General features: G+C 68.6%; 18 protein-coding genes. 3 read left to right on the top strand and 15 right to left on the bottom strand.

Annotated elements, in window-relative coordinates; translation table 11 throughout:
• Positions 1 to 17 precede the first annotated feature (17 nt).
• From FQU85_RS01690 to FQU85_RS01755, 14 genes are all read right to left on the bottom strand, one after another.
• On the bottom strand, positions 18 to 1484 hold the full coding sequence (locus FQU85_RS01690) for an NADH-quinone oxidoreductase subunit N (RefSeq protein ID WP_145843819.1): 1467 nt from the start codon (positions 1482 to 1484) through the stop codon (positions 18 to 20).
• Positions 1485 to 3002, bottom strand: a complete 1518-nt coding sequence (locus FQU85_RS01695; protein ID WP_145843820.1) for a NuoM family protein — start codon at positions 3000 to 3002, stop codon at positions 1485 to 1487.
• Entirely contained in the window at positions 3003 to 5012 is a 2010-nt protein-coding gene (gene nuoL, locus FQU85_RS01700; protein ID WP_145843821.1) for an NADH-quinone oxidoreductase subunit L, read from the bottom strand.
• Between the two features lies 1 nt (position 5013).
• A complete protein-coding gene (gene nuoK, locus FQU85_RS01705; RefSeq protein WP_145843822.1) occupies positions 5014 to 5316 on the bottom strand; it encodes an NADH-quinone oxidoreductase subunit NuoK in 303 nt (100 codons plus the stop codon).
• Positions 5313 to 5633 (bottom strand): NADH-quinone oxidoreductase subunit J, encoded by a 321-nt coding sequence (locus tag FQU85_RS01710; protein WP_145843823.1) that lies wholly within the window; start codon positions 5631 to 5633, stop codon positions 5313 to 5315. Before FQU85_RS01710 ends, nuoK begins: the two co-directional genes overlap by 4 nt.
• The gene (locus tag FQU85_RS01715) at positions 5633 to 5905 is read right to left on the bottom strand and encodes an NADH-quinone oxidoreductase subunit J (RefSeq protein WP_145843824.1); all 273 of its coding nucleotides are present in this window, start codon (positions 5903 to 5905) and stop codon (positions 5633 to 5635) included. The genes FQU85_RS01710 and FQU85_RS01715 overlap by 1 nt, the downstream gene beginning before the upstream one ends.
• The gene (locus FQU85_RS01720) at positions 5902 to 6363 is read right to left on the bottom strand and encodes an NADH-quinone oxidoreductase subunit I (protein ID WP_145843825.1); all 462 of its coding nucleotides are present in this window, start codon (positions 6361 to 6363) and stop codon (positions 5902 to 5904) included. The genes FQU85_RS01715 and FQU85_RS01720 overlap by 4 nt, the downstream gene beginning before the upstream one ends.
• Positions 6360 to 7409 (bottom strand): complex I subunit 1 family protein, encoded by a 1050-nt coding sequence (locus tag FQU85_RS01725; RefSeq protein WP_145843826.1) that lies wholly within the window; start codon positions 7407 to 7409, stop codon positions 6360 to 6362. The genes FQU85_RS01720 and FQU85_RS01725 overlap by 4 nt, the downstream gene beginning before the upstream one ends.
• A complete protein-coding gene (locus tag FQU85_RS01730; RefSeq protein WP_370516777.1) occupies positions 7406 to 9031 on the bottom strand; it encodes an NADH-quinone oxidoreductase subunit D in 1626 nt (541 codons plus the stop codon). The genes FQU85_RS01725 and FQU85_RS01730 overlap by 4 nt, the downstream gene beginning before the upstream one ends.
• A gap of 50 nt (positions 9032 to 9081) precedes the next feature.
• Positions 9082 to 9789 carry an NADH-quinone oxidoreductase subunit B gene (locus FQU85_RS01735; RefSeq protein ID WP_145843828.1) on the bottom strand — a complete coding sequence of 236 codons (708 nt, stop codon included), beginning with the start codon at positions 9787 to 9789 and terminating at the stop codon, positions 9082 to 9084.
• Positions 9782 to 10180, bottom strand: a complete 399-nt coding sequence (locus FQU85_RS01740; protein WP_145843829.1) for an NADH-quinone oxidoreductase subunit A — start codon at positions 10178 to 10180, stop codon at positions 9782 to 9784. The genes FQU85_RS01735 and FQU85_RS01740 overlap by 8 nt, the downstream gene beginning before the upstream one ends.
• 115 nt (positions 10181 to 10295) lie before the next feature.
• Positions 10296 to 10901, bottom strand: coding sequence for a 5-(carboxyamino)imidazole ribonucleotide mutase (gene purE, locus FQU85_RS01745; RefSeq protein ID WP_145843830.1), 606 nt, complete (start codon positions 10899 to 10901; stop codon positions 10296 to 10298).
• Positions 10898 to 12022 (bottom strand): 5-(carboxyamino)imidazole ribonucleotide synthase, encoded by a 1125-nt coding sequence (locus FQU85_RS01750; RefSeq protein ID WP_145843831.1) that lies wholly within the window; start codon positions 12020 to 12022, stop codon positions 10898 to 10900. Before FQU85_RS01750 ends, purE begins: the two co-directional genes overlap by 4 nt.
• Positions 12023 to 12075: 53 nt before the next feature.
• Positions 12076 to 13803, bottom strand: coding sequence for a flippase activity-associated protein Agl23 (locus FQU85_RS01755; RefSeq protein ID WP_145843832.1), 1728 nt, complete (start codon positions 13801 to 13803; stop codon positions 12076 to 12078).
• Between the two features lie 77 nt (positions 13804 to 13880).
• Between FQU85_RS01755 and ribH the strand changes: the two genes are divergently transcribed.
• From ribH to FQU85_RS01770, 3 genes are all read left to right on the top strand, one after another.
• Positions 13881 to 14285, top strand: coding sequence for a 6,7-dimethyl-8-ribityllumazine synthase (gene ribH, locus FQU85_RS01760; protein ID WP_145843833.1), 405 nt, complete (start codon positions 13881 to 13883; stop codon positions 14283 to 14285).
• Entirely contained in the window at positions 14282 to 15427 is a 1146-nt protein-coding gene (locus tag FQU85_RS01765) for a pyridoxal phosphate-dependent aminotransferase (protein ID WP_145843834.1), read from the top strand. Before ribH ends, FQU85_RS01765 begins: the two co-directional genes overlap by 4 nt.
• A 78-nt stretch (positions 15428 to 15505) precedes the next feature.
• Positions 15506 to 16408: a lysine exporter LysO family protein gene (locus tag FQU85_RS01770; protein ID WP_145843835.1), complete on the top strand. Its 903-nt coding sequence runs from the start codon at positions 15506 to 15508 to the stop codon at positions 16406 to 16408.
• Here the strand turns inward: FQU85_RS01770 and nth are convergent.
• The gene (gene nth / locus FQU85_RS01775; RefSeq protein ID WP_145843836.1) at positions 16405 to 17214 is read right to left on the bottom strand and encodes an endonuclease III; all 810 of its coding nucleotides are present in this window, start codon (positions 17212 to 17214) and stop codon (positions 16405 to 16407) included. The two genes, FQU85_RS01770 and nth, sit on opposite strands and share 4 nt — an antisense overlap.
• Positions 17215 to 17251: the final 37 nt, after the last annotated feature.

The following is a 17251-nucleotide window of genomic DNA, read 5'->3' on the forward strand; positions in this document are numbered from 1 at the left end:
TACCGTCTACCGGACGACTACCCGAGGAGGGTGGTCGCCGCAGCGACGGCGGTGTCCGCGACGGGGTCGAACGCGACGAGGAGGAGAACGGTGACGACGCCCGCGGTGACGACTGCGGCGTACAGGCCGGCGGGCCGACTGCGGATGTCGAACTCGCTGTCGGACGCGACCCAGAGCGCCTTCACGACGCGCGAGTAGAAGTACAGCGAGAGCGCGCTGTTCACGACCGCGACGGCGACGAGCCAGACGAACCCGGCGTCGACGGCGGACGCGAACAGGAAGTACTTCGAGAGGAAGCCCGCGCCGACGGGGAGGCCGGCGAGGCTGAACACGAACACGGTCATCGCCAGGGAGGCGATTGGTGCGCGGCGTCCGAGGCCCGCGTAGTCCTCGAACGTCTCGCCGACGCCCCAGTGTTCGGCGAGCGCGACGAAGAGGAACGCGCCCGTGTTCATGAACCCGTACGCGAACAAGTGCATCATGCTCGCGCCCAGGACGAGGCCGTCGGCGTCACCGGCGAGCGCGGCGAGGCCGATGAGGACGTAGCCTGCGTGGCCGATGCTGGAGTAGGCGAGCATGCGCTTGACGGCTTCCTGACGGGCGGCGGCGAAGTTCCCGAGCGTCATCGTCACCGCGGCGAGCACGGCGATGACGAGCGCCCAGTTCACCGTGGACGCGACGGCGTCGAGCGGGAAGCCGGTCGTGAAGACGCGGAACGCGGCGGCGAACCCGGCGGCCTTCGACGCCGACGAGAGGAACGCGCTGATGGGTGCGGGTGCGCCCTCGTAGGCCTCGGGCGCCCAGAAGTGGAAGGGGACGCTCGCGGTCTTGAACAGGAACCCACCGAGCACCATCAGCACGCCGACGCCGAACACGCCCGCGAAGGACTGCTCGGACGCGGCGGCCGCGATGTCCGAAAGGGCGAGCGAGCCGGTCGCGCCGTAGACGAGGCTGATGCCGTACAGCATCACCGCGCTGGAGACCGCACCGACGAGGAAGTACTTCATGCTCGCCTCTACGCTGTCCTTGTTCGACTTCAGGAAGCCGACGAGGACGTACGAGGGGAGGCTGACGAGTTCGAGCGCGACGAACACGGTCGCGAGGCTGTTCGCGGCCGCGAGCGCGCTCATCCCGGTCGTGGCGAGCAGGACGAGCGCGTAGTACTCGGCGGCGTGCGCGTGCTCGCGGACGTAGTCGTAGGACGCGACCACGACGAGCGCCGCGACCGACCCGACGAGCACCGTGAAGAACAGCGCGAGGTCGTCGACGACGAGCGCGCCCTCGAACGCGGTGAGGGCGTCACGGCCGGTGCCGGCCCACGCGAACCAGACGGCGAGTCCGGTCGCGACGAGCGCGCCTGTGGCCGCGATGGCCGCGAGCAGGCCGTCCTTGCGCTCGCCGGGCGCGATGGCGTCAACCGCGAGCACGAGCAGCGCCGCGAGCGCGAGGACGTACTGCGGAGAGAGCGGTGGGAGTTCGACCATCTATACACCACCTCCGAGAATCGCGGTGACGGAGTCCTGAATCATACGCATGAGGGCGTCGGGAGCGACGCCGAGTCCGATAGCCAAGAGGACGAGCACGACGCCGGGCGCGAGCGCGCTCCGCGCCGGGTCGGCGACCGCGGCGTCCGTGTCGACCGCGTACGGGCCGAAGAGGACGCGCTGCATCGTCCACAGCAGGTAGCCGGCGATGACGACGATGCCGAACATCGCGACGGCCGTGAGGAGCGCGGCGTTCTCGTAGGCGGCCTGGAAGGAGCCGGTGAAGATGAAGAACTCCGCGGCGAACCCGCTCATCAGCGGGAGGCCCATGTAGCCGAACGCGCCCGCGACGAACAGGCTTCCCGTGACGGGCATCTCCGACATGACGCCGGAGAGCTTATCGACCATCCGGGTTCCCGTGGATCGCTCGATCGCGCCGACCGCGAGGAACAGCAGGCCGATGAGGAGGCCGTGGCTCACCATCTGGAACGTCGCGCCCGCGAGGCCGTACGTCGTGTACGCGACGAGGCCGAGGAGCACGAACCCCATCGAGGGAATCGACGTGTACGCGACGATGCGCTTGAGGTCTTGCTGGCTCACCGCGACGAACGACCCGTACAGGACGGTGACGACCGCAACCGCCGCGAGGAGCGGCGCGAACTCGCGCGTGGTCTCGGGGAACATCGTGACGTTGAACCGCAACAGCGAGTACGTCCCCATCTTCGTCACGACGCCCGCGAGCACGAGCGTGACCGGAGTCGGGGCTTCCGTGTACGCGTCCGGGAGCCACGTGTGGAACGGGACGAGCGCCGTCTTCACCGCGAACCCGAAGAACAGCGCGAAGAACGCGACGGTCGTGACGGTGTCGGGCGCGAGGCCGTAGAACGTCGTGAGTTCGTCGCCGCGCACGGCGGCCGCGACGGCCGCGAGGTCGAAGGACTCGACGGGCGACGCGAACACGACGAGCATGAAGCCGACGAACAGCACGAGGCTCGCGACGTTCGTGTACACGAAGAACTTGATGGCGGCGTACGACCGCCGGGGGCCGCCCCAGACCGAGATGAGGAGGTAGAGCGGGACGAGCACGAACTCCCAGAACACGAACCAGACGAAGAAGTCGAGCGCGGCGAACACGCCGAACAGGCTGGCTTCCGTGAACAGGAGGAGCGCGTAGAACGCGGAGCGGCGCTCGTCGATGTAGTTCCACGCGGTCACGACGGCGAGCGTCGTCATCACGGCGGTGAGCACGACGAGCGGGAGGCTGATCCCGTCGAGTCCGACGTGCCACTGGAGCGCGTACTCGCCGAGCGAGATCCACTGCCGCGTGGTCTCGAAGGCGGGCGTGCCGCTCTGGAGGAGGGCGTTGCCCGCTCCGTCGTAGCGACTGTACAACAGGAGACTGCCGGCGAGGGGCAGGACGCTGAGCGCGGCCGCGAGTTCCGCCGCCCACTTCTCGGGCGCGGCGAACACGGCGACGGCGCTCAGGAACGTGACTGCGAGTAAGGCTTCTATCAACATCTAGAACCACCCCCCGAGGAACCCGACCACGGCGAGCACGACGACGAGGCCGAGCGTGAGGAGCGTGAGGTAGTTCGACACCCGTCCGGTCTGCAGGCGGCGGGTCTGCGCGCCGCTGAAGAGGGTGACGCTCGATACGCCGTCGACGACGCCGTCGACGATTCCCTGGTCGAACTTGCTCGCGCCCCGGGAGACGGGGAGCGCGACGCCGGTCGCGAGCCAGTCCTGGAACTCGTCCTGGTAGTAGTTGTTGTAGAGCAGGGTCTTCGCGGCGCCGAGTTTCTCCGTGTGCTCGGTGGGTTCGGGGCCGCGGTAGAGCACCCACGCGAGCAGGACGCCGGCGAGCGCGAGCGCGAGGGAGACGCCCGCGGTCAGTAGCGTGCTGACCGCGGTCGCGGTGTAGGCGGCGTTCGCGACGACGAGGTCGTGGTAGTGGTGCGCGGCGGTCGCCTCGATGGGGCCCTGGAGCCACGAGTCGAGGAAGGTGACGCTCGCGCCCGTGAGTTCGTGAATCAGGCCGGGGTTGACGAACCCGACGACGGTCGCGCCGACGCCGAGCACGGCGACGGGGAGTTTCATGCTCCACCCCGCGTCGTGCGCGGACTCCGCCTCGCTCGTCCGGGGTTCGCCGTGGAAGGTGAGGAGCACCATCCGAATCGTGTAGAACCCGGTGAAGAACACGGCGATCAGTCCGAGCACGGCGGCGACGAGCACAGCGGTGTTCCCGCCGAGGCCGAACACGAGCGCCTCGTGGAGGACGGCGTCCTTCGACCAGAACCCCGCGAACGGCACGACGCCGGCGAGCGCGAGCGATCCGGCGAGGAACGCCCAGTACGTCACTGGAAGCTTGTCCTTCAATCCGCCCATGTTCCACATGTCCTCGTCGTGGTGCATCGCGACGATGACGACGCCCGCGCCGAGGAAGAGGAGAGACTTGAAGACGGCGTGGGTGAGCAGGTGGAAGACGCCCGCGACGTACCCGCCGGCGCCGAGGCCGAGCATCATGTAGCCGTACTGGCTGATGGTGGAGTACGCGAGCACTTGCTTGATTTCGCGCTTCACGAGCGCCATCGTCGCGGCGAACAGCGCCGTGAACCCGCCGACGAGCGCGATGACCGCGAGCACGGTCGGGAGCTGCGCGTACACGCCGTACATCCGGGCGACGAGGTAGACGCCGGCCGCGACCATCGTCGCGGCGTGGATGAGCGCCGACACGGGCGTCGGGCCTTCCATCGCGTCCGGGAGCCACGTGTGGAGCGGGAACTGCGCGGACTTCCCGATGACGCCACCGAGGACGAGGAGTCCGAGGGCGGCGAACCAGTTCTGCGCGCTCAGTCCGAAGTACGTCGTCGCACCGCCCTCCAGACCGGCGGCGACGAGTTCGGGGAGTTCGGTGAACGTCGCGGTGCCGAACGTCCCGAGAATCCCCACGAGACCGAGGAGGAGGAAGTAGTCCCCGAAGCGCGTGACGAGGAACGCCTTCTTCGCGGCGCTCGCGGGGCCGGGCCGGGTGTACCAGTGGCCGATGAGCCACCACGAGCAGAACCCGACGAGTTCGAAGAAGACGAAGCTCATCAGGAGGTTGTCGGCGAGCGTGAACGCGAGCATGCTCGCGGTGAACAAGCCGAGGCCGGCGTAGTAGCGCGGCCGGCCGGGTTCGTTCTCGGCGTTCATGTAGCCGAGGCTGAACACGTGAACCGCGAGCGAGACGACCGACACCAGAACCGCCATCATCGCCGACAGCGGGTCGACGAGCAGGCCGAAGTGGAGGCTGAAGGTGCCGTCGCCCGCGACCCACGTGTAGAGTTCTTCGTTCAGCGTTTCGCCGCCGCTGACCGCGAGGAAGACCCACGCGGACAGCAGCAGCGACCCTGCGGTCGCGAGGATTCCGGGAATCGCGCCGTCCCTGGGGAGGACGCGCGGCGCGTAGTGGCCGACGAGGAGCGCGACGAGGAATCCGGCGAGCGGCAGGGCGGGAATCGCCGCAGCGTAGTCGAGTGCACCCGCCATCTTACCACCTCATTGACGTAGGAATCGTCACATCGACGCCTTTGAAGTTCCGGTACAGGGTGAGCACGATACCGATGCCCACGGCGACCTCCGCGGCCGCGAGCGCCATCGCGAACAGGCTGAAGGTCTGGCCGACGAGGTTGCCGTGCATGTGGCTGAACGCGATGAAGTTGAGGTTCGCGGCGTTCAGCATGAGTTCGACGCTCATCAGGAAGACCAATGCGTTCCGCCGGGTGAGCACGCCGAACACGCCGATGCAGAAGATGCCGGCGGACAACAGGAGGAAGTACTCCGTGGGGATCACTCGTCGTCACCCCACTTGAGCGGGTTGCCGATGCTGCCGTCCTCGCGCTTCGCGAGGAGCACCGCGCCGACGAGCGCCGCGACCAAGACGAGGTCGATGAGTTCGAACGCGGCGAGGAAGCCCTCGGTCGGCGCGCCGCTCTGCTCCGTGAAGTCGAAGAGCGAGTACCCGATGTCCGCGATGAGCGTGGCGTCCGCGGGGTAGCCCGCGGGATCGGGGAGGCTCGCGCCGAGGAACGCCGCCGCCATCACGGCGAACAGCGCGACGGCGGCGAGACCGGGGAGGAGGTCGAGATCGGCGAAGCGCGAACGCGCCATCAGCCCGCCACCTCCGGTTCCTCGTCGTCGGCTGCGCGCGTGAGCATCACCGCGAACGCGATGAGCACGAGCACGCCGCCGACGTACACGAGCACCTGCATCGCCGCCGGGAACTCCGCGTTCAGCCACACGAAGTGAACGGCGAGCGAGAGGAGCGCGCCCCCCAGCATCAGCGCCGAGTGCCAGACGTCACGCATCAGCACGACGCCCAGACTGAACGCGAGCGTGACGAGCGCGAGCACCGCGAACGCTCCCGTTTCGACGAGCGTCACTGGTAATCCACCTCGCCTTCGCCCTCGCCGACCCACGCCGACCGGTCGGGCTCGCGGGCCGCGAGCGGATCCAGGTCTTTGTACCACGGGACGTTCTTCAGCTGCTCCTTGTTGTACGCGAGGTCGTGTTTGGTGTCCCCGGTGAACTCGAAGTTCTGCGTCAGCAGGATGGCGTCCACGGGACACACCTCCTCGCAGAGCCGGCAGTAGATGCACTGACCGACGTGGAGGTTGTACTGTTCGCCCTGTCGCTTGTCGTCGGTGACGATGTGGATGGTGTCGTTCGGACACACCTTCTCGCACTGCCGACACCAGATACAGCGCTCCTGACTGAACTTGTGAATCCCGCGGAACCGCGGGCTCACCTCGGGCGCCGTATCGGGGTACTCGACGGTGAACGTCTTCCCGTCGAGCGCGTGCTTCATCGTCGTCGCCATGGATTTGAGTACGCCTATCATGCGATCACCCCCACGATGACTGCGGTGAGAACGAGGTTTGCGAAGGACAGTACGAGCATGCCCTTCCACCCCATCTCGATGAGCTGGTCGATCCGGACGCGGGGAACCGCGGACCGACACCACTGCGTGAAGAGGAACACCGCCCAGATTTTGGCGATGAACCAGACGATACCGGGGAGCCACGGGCCGGCGGGGCCGCCGAGGAAGAGCGTGGCGATGATTGCGCCGCCGAGGAAGATGTGGAGGAACTCCCCGAGGTAGAAGAGGACGAAGTACACCGACGAATACTCGGTCTGGTAGCCTGCGACGAGTTCGCTCGGCGCGTCCGCGAGGTCGAAGGGATTTCTCCCGACCTCGGCGAGGTTCGCGACGAGGAACAGCGCGAACGCGAACGGGTTCACGAACCCGAACCACATCGGGATGCGGACGCCGGCGATAACGGCGAGCGTCTCGGACTGCGCGGCGACGATTTCACTCATCTGTAGCGATCCGGCGAGCAGCACGACCGAAGCGGCCGTGACGACGAGCGGAATCTCGTACGCGATGCTCTCGGCGACCGCGCGCATGCTGCCGAGGAACGAGTACTTGTTCGACGACGCGTAGCCGCCGGCGACGATACCGAGGACGGAGAGCGAGGAGACGGCGAAGACGAACGCGATACCGACCTCGGGGTCAGCGAGCTGGATGCCGTTTCCCATCGGAATCACGGCGAATCCGAGGAGCGCGCTGAACGGCAGGACGAAGGGGGCGAGATCCCAGGCGGGACGGTCGACGCCTTCGGGGACGATGCGTTCCTTCGACAGCAGGCGGACGGCGTCCGCGACGATGATGAACAGGCCGAACGGCCCGACCTTGCTCACGGCGATGCGGTCGGTGAACGCCGCCGTGATCTTCCGCTTCGCCCACGGACCGGCGACGGCGCTCAGCGTCAACAGCAGCGTCGCGACGAACGCCGCGGCGAGCAGCGCGCTCAGCACCTCCACCCAGAGCGGCGGGGTCGCGCCGTACCCGAGCAGTTCGCTGATAGTGACGGGGAGCGTGCTCATCTGTCTACCTCACCCAGGATGATGTCGAGGCTGCCGAGGGTCGCGATGAGGTCTGGAATGTACTCGCCGTTACTCATCGCGGGGAGCGCCTGCAGGTTCGAGAAGCACGGGCTTCGAATCTTGAAGCGCGCGGGCTTCCCGGTGCCGTCCGAGCGGATGTAGACGCCGAGTTCACCCTTCGCGCCCTCGACCGCGCGATACGTCTCTCTGTCCTCCTCGGGGTTGAGCGTCCGCGGGACGTTCGACTGGACGTCCCGGTCGTCCTCGGGCCAGTCTTCGAGGAGGTCGACGCACTGTTCGATGATGCGCGCGGACTGCTCGACCTCCCGCATCCGCACGAGCAGCCGGCTGTAGTTGTCCTTCCCGGACTCGGTGACGACGTCCCAGTCGAGGTGTTCGTAGTAGCCGTAGGGGTCGTCGCGGCGGAGGTCGTAGTCCACGCCGGACGCGCGGGCGACCGGGCCGGTGACGCCGTAATCCTTCGCCGTCTCCGGTTCGAGGACGCCGGTGTCGACGGCGCGGAGCTGGAAGAGTTCGTTGTCCGTGATGAGGTCGTGGTACTCCTCCAGGCGGCTCGGAAGTTCGTCGAGGAACTCACGGACGTTCTCGAAGAACGTCTCCCGGGGTTCGGGGATGTCCCACACCACGCCGCCGAGGCGGAAGTAGTTGAACATCATCCGCTGGCCGGTGAGGTCTTCGAGGAGCTTCTGGACGTTCTCGCGGTCGCGCATCGCGTACATGAAGATCGCCGTGAACTCGCCGTAGATGTCGAGACAGAACGTCCCGAGCGCGAGCATGTGGCTGGCGATGCGGCAGAGCTCCGCGCCCATCGTCCGGATGACCTGCGCGTACTCCGGCACCTCGATGTCGTTCAGGTCTTCCGCGGTGCGGGCGTACGCCCACTCGTTCAGCAACCCGGCGGACGCGTAGTCCCAGCGGTCGGGGTACGGCATGATCTGGTAGCGGTAGTTCCCGTTCTGCGCCATCTGCTCCTCGCAGCGGTGGAGGTAGCCGATGTCGGGTTCCACGTCCACCACTTGCTCGCCGTCCAATACGGTTTCGAGGTGGAGGACGCCGTGGGTCGCCGGGTGGTGCGGGCCGATGTTGAGGAACATCGTGTCCGACTCCTCGTCCCGGAACTTACCCTCGAGGGGGTTCTTGTTCTCCTCGAACGTCACGATCTGGGGCTTGTTCTGGTTGTAGTCCCGGCCGAGCGGGTGGCCCTGCCACGTCTCCGGCAGGAGGATGCGGCGGAGGTCGGGGTGGTCGTCGTACTGGACGCCGACGAGGTCGTACGCCTCGCGTTCGTGCCACTCCGCGGTCTTGAACACCGAGGACGCGGACTGACTCACGGGGTCGTCTCGGCTCGTCGGCACCACCACGGACACCTCCTCCGTCGGGTCGTTGTACTTCTTCAGGTGGTAGATGGACTCGAAGCGATCCTCGTACTCCTGGCTCGTCACGGCGGAGAGGTGGTCGAATCCGGCGTCCTCCTTCAGCGCGCTCAGCGACTCCTCGACGCGGTCGGCGCGCACCACGAACCCGTCCGCGTTCAGGTGGCTCTCGCGGCCGACCACGGCGTCCCCGAGCAGTTCTTCGAGCGCGTCGTAGTCGACGCCCATCGGCTCCACCGACGGTTCGGACTCCTCGTCGGGCGTCTCGTCGGCCTGACTCATGGCGAGTCAGCCCAGTTGTACCGCATGACGAGCGTTTCTTCGTCTATCTCGCCCGCGAGTTCCTGTACGAGTTCGTCCCGGTCGAGGTCGCCGAACTCCTCCAGTTCGTACGGCTTCACCGTGACGGGCGCGCTCTCGCCGTTCATCACGCGCTCCTGGAGTTTCACGACGCCGTAGACGAGCGCTTCGGGGCGGGGTGGACACCCGGGGACGTGGATGTCCACGGGGATGACCTCCTCCGCGCCCTTGAGGACGTTGTAGCCCTCCTGGAACGGCCCGCCGGAGATCGTACACGACCCCATGCCGACGACGAACTTCGGTTCGGGCATCTGGTCGTAGACGCGCTTCATCCGCGGCGCGAACTTCGAGACGATGGTTCCGGGCACGATCATCACGTCGGCCTGCCGCGGACTGGCGCGCGGGACGCCGGATCCGAAGCGGTCGAGGTCGTGTTTGACCGCGTACGTGTGCATCATCTCGATGCTGCAACAGGCGATGCCGAACTGCAGCATGAACATCGAGTTCCCGCGAACCCAGTCCATGAACTTATCGAACTTCGTGAGGATGAACGGGGACGTGCCGAGCGCTTCGCGCAGTTTCGAGTTGAAGCGGTCGTCGACGCCCTCGCCCATGCGGGCCTCCCGGGTCTTGGTCTGCGGCGCTGTACTTTCGGCTATCGCGTCCCGTGGCGTGTCACTACTCATGCTTGTACTCGTACCGTGGGTTCCGCACCCAACTCACCGCGCCGTTCCGCCACGCCCACACGAGTCCGACGACGAGAACGCCGATGAAGACGAGCATGGGTGCGAGCGCGGCAACGAGGCCCTGACTGTCGACCGCGGACCGATAGATGACGGTCCAGGGGAGAATGAGCACGGTCTCGATGTCGAAGACGACGAACAGCAGCGCGACCATGTAGTATTGGATGTTGAACCGAAGACGCGTGCTCCCGGTCGGAACCTCGCCGCTCTCGAACGCGGCGCGTTTCCCTTGTTCGGGCACACTGGGACGTAGCAGGGTGGAGACGGCCACCATCGAGAGAGGGATGATGACGCCGACAGCCGCCAGCGCGCCGATGGCGATCCAGGTGTTCATAACTCCGTATCGTCTGTCGATTCAGCAGCCACACCTATAAACGTTGATTCTTCCATCGACGGGCGAACGACGGCGTCTACGGGCGTTTCGCGTCGTCTCGAAGGAACGGGTTCGCTCAGTCGTCGCGGCGCTCGCGAAAGCCCTCGACGCCGCGGTCGTGGAGGTCGCGGGAGACGGCCGCGACGCCCGCGCGGCGGTCGTCGTGGAGGTCGCGGAGGCGGGCTTCGAGGTCGGCGTCGGAGCGCGCGAGCACTTGCGCGGCGGAGAGGCCCGCGTTGTAGGACTTCCCGGCGTCCACGGCCGTCAGAGGTGCGCCCGTCGGCATCCCGATGACGGAGTCCACGGACTTCTCCTGCACGGGCACGCCGACGACGGGCACGGGGTAGGCGATGGACGCGGTCATGTTCGGGAGGTCGGCGGACTTCCCGCCAGCGCCCGCGATGACGACGTCGAGGCCGCGGTCGCCGGCGGTGTCGGCGTACGCGTACATGAGGTCGGGCGTCCGATGCGCGGACACCACCCACGTCTCGAACGAGTAGCCCGCGGGCGGGTTCTCGGGGTCTGTCTCCTCCGCGAACCCGAGGTCGGTGAGGGCCTCCGCGGCCCCGGCCATCGTGTCGAGGTCGGAGTCCGACCCCATCACGATCCCCACGTCGGGCGTGTGCTCGCGGTCCGATTCGGCGTCCGTCTCGAAGAAGTCGATGAGGTCTTGAACGGTCATTGGAAGTCGAGTGCGTCGCGGGCGGTTCGCGCGCGAGCGAGCGCCTCCTCGGTGTCGTCGCCGCTCGCGGTGACGTGCCCCATCTTCCGCAGGGGCCGCACCTGCTCCTTTCCGTACCAGTGGAGCGCCGCGGTCTCCACGCTGAGCGCTTCGTCCGCGCCGTCGAGGGTCGCGGGGCGCTCCGCGCCGGTTCCGAGGAGGTTCGCCATCGCCGTCGGCCCCCGGAGTTCCGTCGAACCCAGCGGGAGGCCGAGCACGGCGCGCACGTGCTGTTCGAACTGCGAGGTGCGCGCGCCCTCGATGGTGTAGTGCCCCGAGTTGTGGGGGCGGGGCGCGATCTCGTTCACGAGCACGTCCCCATCCAGTTCAAACAGCTCGATGCCGAACACGCCGCGGCCGTCGAGCGCGTCGAGCACGTCGAGCGCGACGTCGCGGGCGCGTTCGACGGTGGCGTCGTCGGTGCGGGCGGGCGCAGTCGTCTCGCGGAGGATTTCGTCCTCGTGGACGTTCTCCACGACGGGGAACGCGTCGCGTTCGCCGTCGCCGCGGACGCCGATGACGGAGAGTTCGCGCTCGAAGTCCACGAGCTCCTCCGCGACGAGGCCGGTGAGGTCGTCGAAGTAGTCGACGGCGTCCGAGACGGTGGCGGCGACGTGGTTCCCGCGGCCGTCGTAGCCGCCGCGCCTGGCTTTCAGCATGAGGGGGCTGCCGAGGTCGTCGAACGCGTCGCGGAGGGCGGCCTCGGACTCCACCTCGCGGAACGAGGGGACGGGGAGGCCGGCGTCGGCGAGCGCTCGCTTCTCGGTCAGTTTGTCGCCCGTCGTCCGCAGGGAGTCGGGCGCGGGGTGGACGGGCGCGTCGAGCGCGTCGAGCGCGTCCGCGTCCGCCAACTCGATTTCGTAGGTCACCACGTCCGCGCGCTCGGCGAGCGAGGCGAGCGCGTCGGGGTCGTCGAAGTCGGCGACGAGCTGGTCGGCCGCGGGCGGACAGGCGGGGCAGTCGGGGGTCGGGTCGAGGACGACCACGTCGACGCCGAGCGGGCTCGCGGCCTCCGCGAGCATCCGGCCGAGTTGGCCGCCGCCGACGACGCCGAGCGTGCCACCGGGAACGAGCGAGTCCATCACCCGATAGGTACCCTCACTCCTGCATAAGAGTTGTCGAACTCGTTCGGGAACTAGGCAGGGTCGTGCGTATCGTTCCGTATCCAGAACACCGTCGGGGTGTCCGTCGAGGTCAGGCGGTACGTGTAGGCCGTGTAGTTCTCCAGCACGGGATTCAGGTCGTCGTAGTGGTCGGCGAGCGCGACGACCACCGGCGGCTGTTCGGCTTCGACGTCGCCGACGGAGAGCGTGCTCTCGGAGTCGGCGCCGAAGCGTTCGAGGTACCACGGGAGGGGGAGACGCCACGTCCAGTGCTTCGGCTCGCGGAGGTCTTCGACGAGGTAGGGCGACGGCTCCGTCGTGGTGTGGAAGTGCTCGCCGTAGAACAGCACGGTGTCTTCGTCCCCGTTCGTGGCGGCGTCGAGGTCTGCGAGGAGGGCGTCGTCGATCCCGGGCTGGCCGTACTGGACGAGGGGGTTGTCGGCGTCCGCGGGGTTCGCGTACGAGGTCTGGTAGGCGGTCATCCCCGCATAGCCGGCGATGGCGAGGAGGACGACGACGGCGACGGTCGCGCCGACGCGGTCGCCCTGCCGCCAGAAGCCGACGCCCCGCTCGGCTATCCAGCCGACCCCCACCGCGGCGGGGACGGCGAGCGGCACCATCGCGTGGACGACCGACCAGTGCGCGGCGATGTCGGTGACGATGGGGTAGCCGACGACGCTGAACAGCCCCCAGTACGCGCAGAACTCCACGAAGTCGCGGCGGCCGAGCCAGTAGCGGTCGTAGACGAACCCGAGGACGGCGAACGCGCTGAGCGGGAGCGCGACCGCGGCGTGCGTGCGGACGGCGAGTTCGAGGAACTGGACGTAGCTGTGTTCGTGGCCGCCGCCCCAGACGGCGAACGTCTCCTCGAACGCGCCGAGGGTCGCGGCCTCGAAGCCGTCGACGCTCGTGAAGGCGTGCAGGAGACCGGGGCGGGGCGCGAAGAAGAACGCGGTGACCAGCGAGAACAGCAGGCCGAGGCCGACGGCGCGCGGGAGGTACTTGCCGAGCGCGCCGTTCGCGACCGCGTCGAACCCCGCGACGAGGTGGTCGGGGAGAGAGCCGTCGCGCTCGTCGGGGTCGCGGAGGCCGTCGAGCCAGGCGACGGTCGCGGCGGTGGCGTTCCACAGCCAGGTTCGGAGGTCGGCGACCCAGCCCTCGTCCCCGCCGAGGATGCGGTGGTCGGCGACGAGGACGAGCGCGCCCGCCCAGCAGACGAGGTAGAGGAGGGCGTTCGCCTTGGTGGTGAACGCGAGGGCGAGCGCGACGGTGGCCGCGGGCCAGTACCAGCGGCGGCCGGTGGCGAGCGCGCGGACGACCAGGCCGAGCGCGAGCAGGCTGAACGCGGCGACCAAGACGTCGTTCCGCATGAATCGGCTGTAGTAGACGAGGACGGGGTTGATGGCGAGGAAGCCCGCGAACCCGAGGACTTCGAGGTCGGTGAGGTGGTCGCGGAACAGCCACGCGGCGAGCGGGAGGAGGCCGCCGACGAGCGCGACGACCGCGCGGGCGGTGGCGTCGGTCGCGCCGAACACCCCGAAGACGTACTTGTTGACGTGGTAGAGGAAGGGGCCGTGAATGATGGGTTCGTAGTCGTAGTGGCCGGTCTCGGCGTACCGGAGTATCCAGTAGCCGACGCGGCCCTCGTCCCAGTGGAAGGCACGGAGACCGAGCGCCCAGAACCGCACGAGGAGGGCGGCCGCGGTGAGGGCGAGGAGGCCGGCGACGACGCGTCGGCGGCCGAGGCGGGACGGAAGCATACCGAAGGCACGTGTTGGGCGGGGCAAAGACTTTCCGAAGACGGTAGCACTAAGCCCCGTCCCGCGCTCTCTCCGGCATGGTCTCTCTCGGCCTCGTGGTCGCACAGTTCAACAGCAGCGTCACCGACGGGATGGCGGAGGCGGCGCGAGACGCGGCCGCGGACGGCGATGCGGACGTCGTCGAGACCGTCCCCGTTCCGGGGGCGTACGACGCGCCGCTCGCCGCCGACCGCCTCGCGCGCCGGGACGACGTGGACGCCGTCGCGGTCGTCGGCGCTATCGTCACCGGTGACACCGACCACGACCAGGTCATCGCGCACGCGACCGCCCAGAAGCTCACGGACGTGAGCCTGGAGCGGGACACGCCGGTCGCGTTCGGCGTGAGCGGCCCGGGGATGAGCGGTGCGGAAGCCCGGGAGCGCGTGGAGAAGGGTCGGGAGGCCGTCGAGAGCGCGATTCACCTCGCGGAGGAACTACAATGACCGAGTACGCAGACCGCGTCGAACGAGTCGAACCGAGCGCCACCCTCGCGGTGTCGAACCTCGCAAGCGAACTGGAAGCACAGGGGGAGGACGTCGTCGACCTCTCCGTCGGCGAACCCGACTTCCCCACGCCCGAGAACGTCGTCGAGGCCGCGGAGGACGCCCTCGAAGCCGGGCACACGGGCTACGCGCCGTCGAACGGGATTCCGGAACTGAAGGAGGCTATCGCGTCGAAGCTGAACGACGACGGCCTGCCCTACGAGGCGAGCAACGTCATCGTCACCCCCGGCGCGAAGCAGGCGCTCTTCGAGACGTTCCAGGCGCTCGTCGACGACGGCGACGAGGTCGTCCTCCTCGACCCCGCATGGGTGTCCTACGAGGCGATGGCGAAGATCGCGGGCGGCGACCTCACGCGCGTGAACCTCGCGCCCCACGACTTCCAGCTCGAACCCGCGCTGGACGAACTGGCCGACGCCGTCTCCGACGAGACGAACCTCCTCGTCGTGAACAGCCCGAGCAATCCGAGCGGCGCGGTGTACTCCCGGGCGGCGATGGAGGGCGTGCGCGACCTCGCGGTCGACCACGACATCACCGTCATCTCGGACGAGATCTACCAGCACATCAACTACGGCGCGGAGCACGTGTCGCTCGGCGCGCTCGACGGGATGTTCGAGCGCACAGTCACCGTAAACGGCTTCTCGAAGGCGTACTCGATGACGGGCTGGCGGCTCGGCTACCTCGCCGCGCCCGAGGACACGGTGTCGCAGGCGGGGAAGGTGCACTCGCACTCCGTCTCCTCCGCGACGAACTTCGTCCAGCACGCGGGCGTCGAAGCCCTCCGGCACACGGACGAGGCCGTGACGGAGATGGTAGAGGCGTTCGAGGAGCGCCGCGACCACCTCGTCGAACTGCTCGCCGAGCACGGCGTGGACGTCTCCGTGCCGGAGGGCGCGTTCTACATGCTCCTCCCTGTGGACGAGGACGACCAGACGTGGTGCACGAACGCCCTGGAGGACGCGCACGTCGCCACCGTCCCGGGGAGCGCGTTCGGCACGCCGGGGTACGCGCGCGTCTCCTACGCCGCGAGCAAAGACCGCATCGAGGAAGCCGTCGAGCGCCTCGCCGCCGAAGGCTACCTCTGAGGAGCGTTCGCACGCGAAACCGCCACACGGCGGCCGGCTGAACGACGACTATTTCCTTCCCATCGCCCTCGTCCGAGTATGTTCACCGTGTTCGCCGCCCTCCTCGCCGGAGTGGCGACTGGGAAACTCGGCGGCGTGCGCGCCGCCCGCCAGGCCGGCCGCCTCATCTCCGTTGGTCTCGTGGTTCTGCTCTTCCTGATGGGGTTGCGCCTCGGCGCGAGCGAGTCCGTCGTCGCGAACCTCGGACAGATCGGGCTGTACGCGTTCGTGCTCGCGCTCGGAAGCGTCGCCGGCAGCGTCGCCTGCGCGTACGCCATCCGGGGGTTCCTCCCGTCGTTCGACGCGGCCGGCGACGTGGAGTCCGGGAGTGGTGATTCTCGGACGCTCACCGCGCTCGTGCTCGGCGCGCTCGTCGTCGGCGCCGCCGCGGGCGCGACAATCCTCCCGGCCGGGAGTCTCTCGCTGGTCGAGCGCGCGACGACGCTCGCGCTCGCCGGCCTGCTGTTCGCGGTCGGCGTCGGCCTCGGCGCGGACGGCGCGCTCCTCGCGCAAGTGAAGCGCCTCGGCGTTTCCATCCTCGCGCTCCCCGCGTCAATCGCCGTCGGGAGCGTCGCGGGCGCGCTCGCCGTCGGCGTCGCGCTCGGGATGAGAACCACCGCTGCCGCGGCCGTCGGCGCGGGGTTCGGCTGGTACAGTCTCTCCGCCGTCCTCATCACCGACGCCGCCGGCGTCCACCTCGGCTCTCTGGCGTTCCTCGCGAACGTCTTTCGCGAGGTGCTCGCGCTCGCCAGCCTCCCGCTCGTCGTCCGGCACTTCGGCCGCGCGGCCGGCATCGCCCCCGGGGGCGCGACCACGATGGACGTGACCCTCCCCGCGGTCAAGGACTCCGCCGGGGACGGCGCGGTCGTCCCCGCGTTCGTCAACGGCGCGGTGCTCTCCTCGCTCGTCCCGGTGCTCGTCCCCGCGTTCCTCGCGTTCTAGGTCTCGCTCGGGTCGACGACGTCGCCGTCGTGGGGGTAGACGCCGACCTGGTCGCAGAGGTCGCTCATCGGGCACGCCTCCGGCCCCTCCAGGCACGCGGGCTGGCGCGCGGTGCAGAACTCGCGGCCGAACTGAATCATCGCCGTGTGCCCGAACCCGCACTTCGACGCCGGCACCTCGGCCTCCATCACCTGCCGGACGTCCTCGTGGTCGGCGGCCGGCGGCGCGAACCCCATCCGGCGCGCGATGCGGTGGACGTGCGTGTCAACGGGGAAGACGCCGTCCCGGCCGCCCGCGAAGAGGAGGACGCAATCTGCGGTTTTCGGCCCGACGCCCTTCATGTCGAGGAGGGTGTCGCGAACGTCGTCGGGCGACTCGGACGTCACGAACTCGTCGAACGCGTCCGCGCCGCCGTACTCCTCGACGACGCGGCCGGCGAGGCGGATGATGGTCTCCGACTTCTGGTTGTAGAGGCCCGCGGACGCGATGGCGTCCGCGAGTTCGTCCTGCCCCGCGTTCGCGAGCGCGTGCGCGAGGTCGGGATCACGCTGCGACGCCGGCCCGTACCGCTCCATCAGTTCGTCGTGGGCGGGCTGGCTCGCCTTGTCGGACGTGTTCTGGCTGAGAATCGTGCGGACGAGGCACTCGAAGGCGTCCTGGCCGCCGTACGTCTTCTGCCAGTAGCGCTCGCCGAGGCGGTCGATGAACACCTCGACGCGGGAGGTGGCGTCGCCGGGGTCGAACGCGGCCGCGCTGCCGCCGCCCGCGGTGCCGCCGGAGATGTTCTCGGCTGGCTCGTCGCTCATACCACCGTATTCGTGGGCGGCGAGGAAAGTGGTTCGG

Origin of the sequence: Salarchaeum sp. JOR-1 (assembly GCF_007833275.1) — an archaeon.
Taxonomy (GTDB): Archaea; Halobacteriota; Halobacteria; order Halobacteriales; family Halobacteriaceae; genus Salarchaeum.

Coding starts and splice junctions, on each gene's coding strand:
- FQU85_RS01755 (WP_145843832.1), bottom strand. CDS start 13,803: ATGCTTCCGTCCCGCCTCGGCCGCCGACGCGTCGTCGCCGGCCTCCTC.
- FQU85_RS01765 (WP_145843834.1), top strand. CDS start 14,282: ATGACCGAGTACGCAGACCGCGTCGAACGAGTCGAACCGAGCGCCACC.
- nth (WP_145843836.1), bottom strand. CDS start 17,214: ATGAGCGACGAGCCAGCCGAGAACATCTCCGGCGGCACCGCGGGCGGC.
- FQU85_RS01725 (WP_145843826.1), bottom strand. CDS start 7,409: ATGAGCACGCTCCCCGTCACTATCAGCGAACTGCTCGGGTACGGCGCG.
- ribH (WP_145843833.1), top strand. CDS start 13,881: ATGGTCTCTCTCGGCCTCGTGGTCGCACAGTTCAACAGCAGCGTCACC.
- FQU85_RS01690 (WP_145843819.1), bottom strand. CDS start 1,484: ATGGTCGAACTCCCACCGCTCTCTCCGCAGTACGTCCTCGCGCTCGCG.
- FQU85_RS01750 (WP_145843831.1), bottom strand. CDS start 12,022: ATGGACTCGCTCGTTCCCGGTGGCACGCTCGGCGTCGTCGGCGGCGGC.
- FQU85_RS01720 (WP_145843825.1), bottom strand. CDS start 6,363: ATGATAGGCGTACTCAAATCCATGGCGACGACGATGAAGCACGCGCTC.
- FQU85_RS01740 (WP_145843829.1), bottom strand. CDS start 10,180: ATGAACACCTGGATCGCCATCGGCGCGCTGGCGGCTGTCGGCGTCATC.
- FQU85_RS01710 (WP_145843823.1), bottom strand. CDS start 5,633: ATGGCGCGTTCGCGCTTCGCCGATCTCGACCTCCTCCCCGGTCTCGCC.
- FQU85_RS01735 (WP_145843828.1), bottom strand. CDS start 9,789: ATGAGTAGTGACACGCCACGGGACGCGATAGCCGAAAGTACAGCGCCG.
- purE (WP_145843830.1), bottom strand. CDS start 10,901: ATGACCGTTCAAGACCTCATCGACTTCTTCGAGACGGACGCCGAATCG.
- FQU85_RS01730 (WP_370516777.1), bottom strand. CDS start 9,031: ATGGGCGTCGACTACGACGCGCTCGAAGAACTGCTCGGGGACGCCGTG.
- FQU85_RS01695 (WP_145843820.1), bottom strand. CDS start 3,002: ATGTTGATAGAAGCCTTACTCGCAGTCACGTTCCTGAGCGCCGTCGCC.
- FQU85_RS01770 (WP_145843835.1), top strand. CDS start 15,506: ATGTTCACCGTGTTCGCCGCCCTCCTCGCCGGAGTGGCGACTGGGAAA.
- nuoL (WP_145843821.1), bottom strand. CDS start 5,012: ATGGCGGGTGCACTCGACTACGCTGCGGCGATTCCCGCCCTGCCGCTC.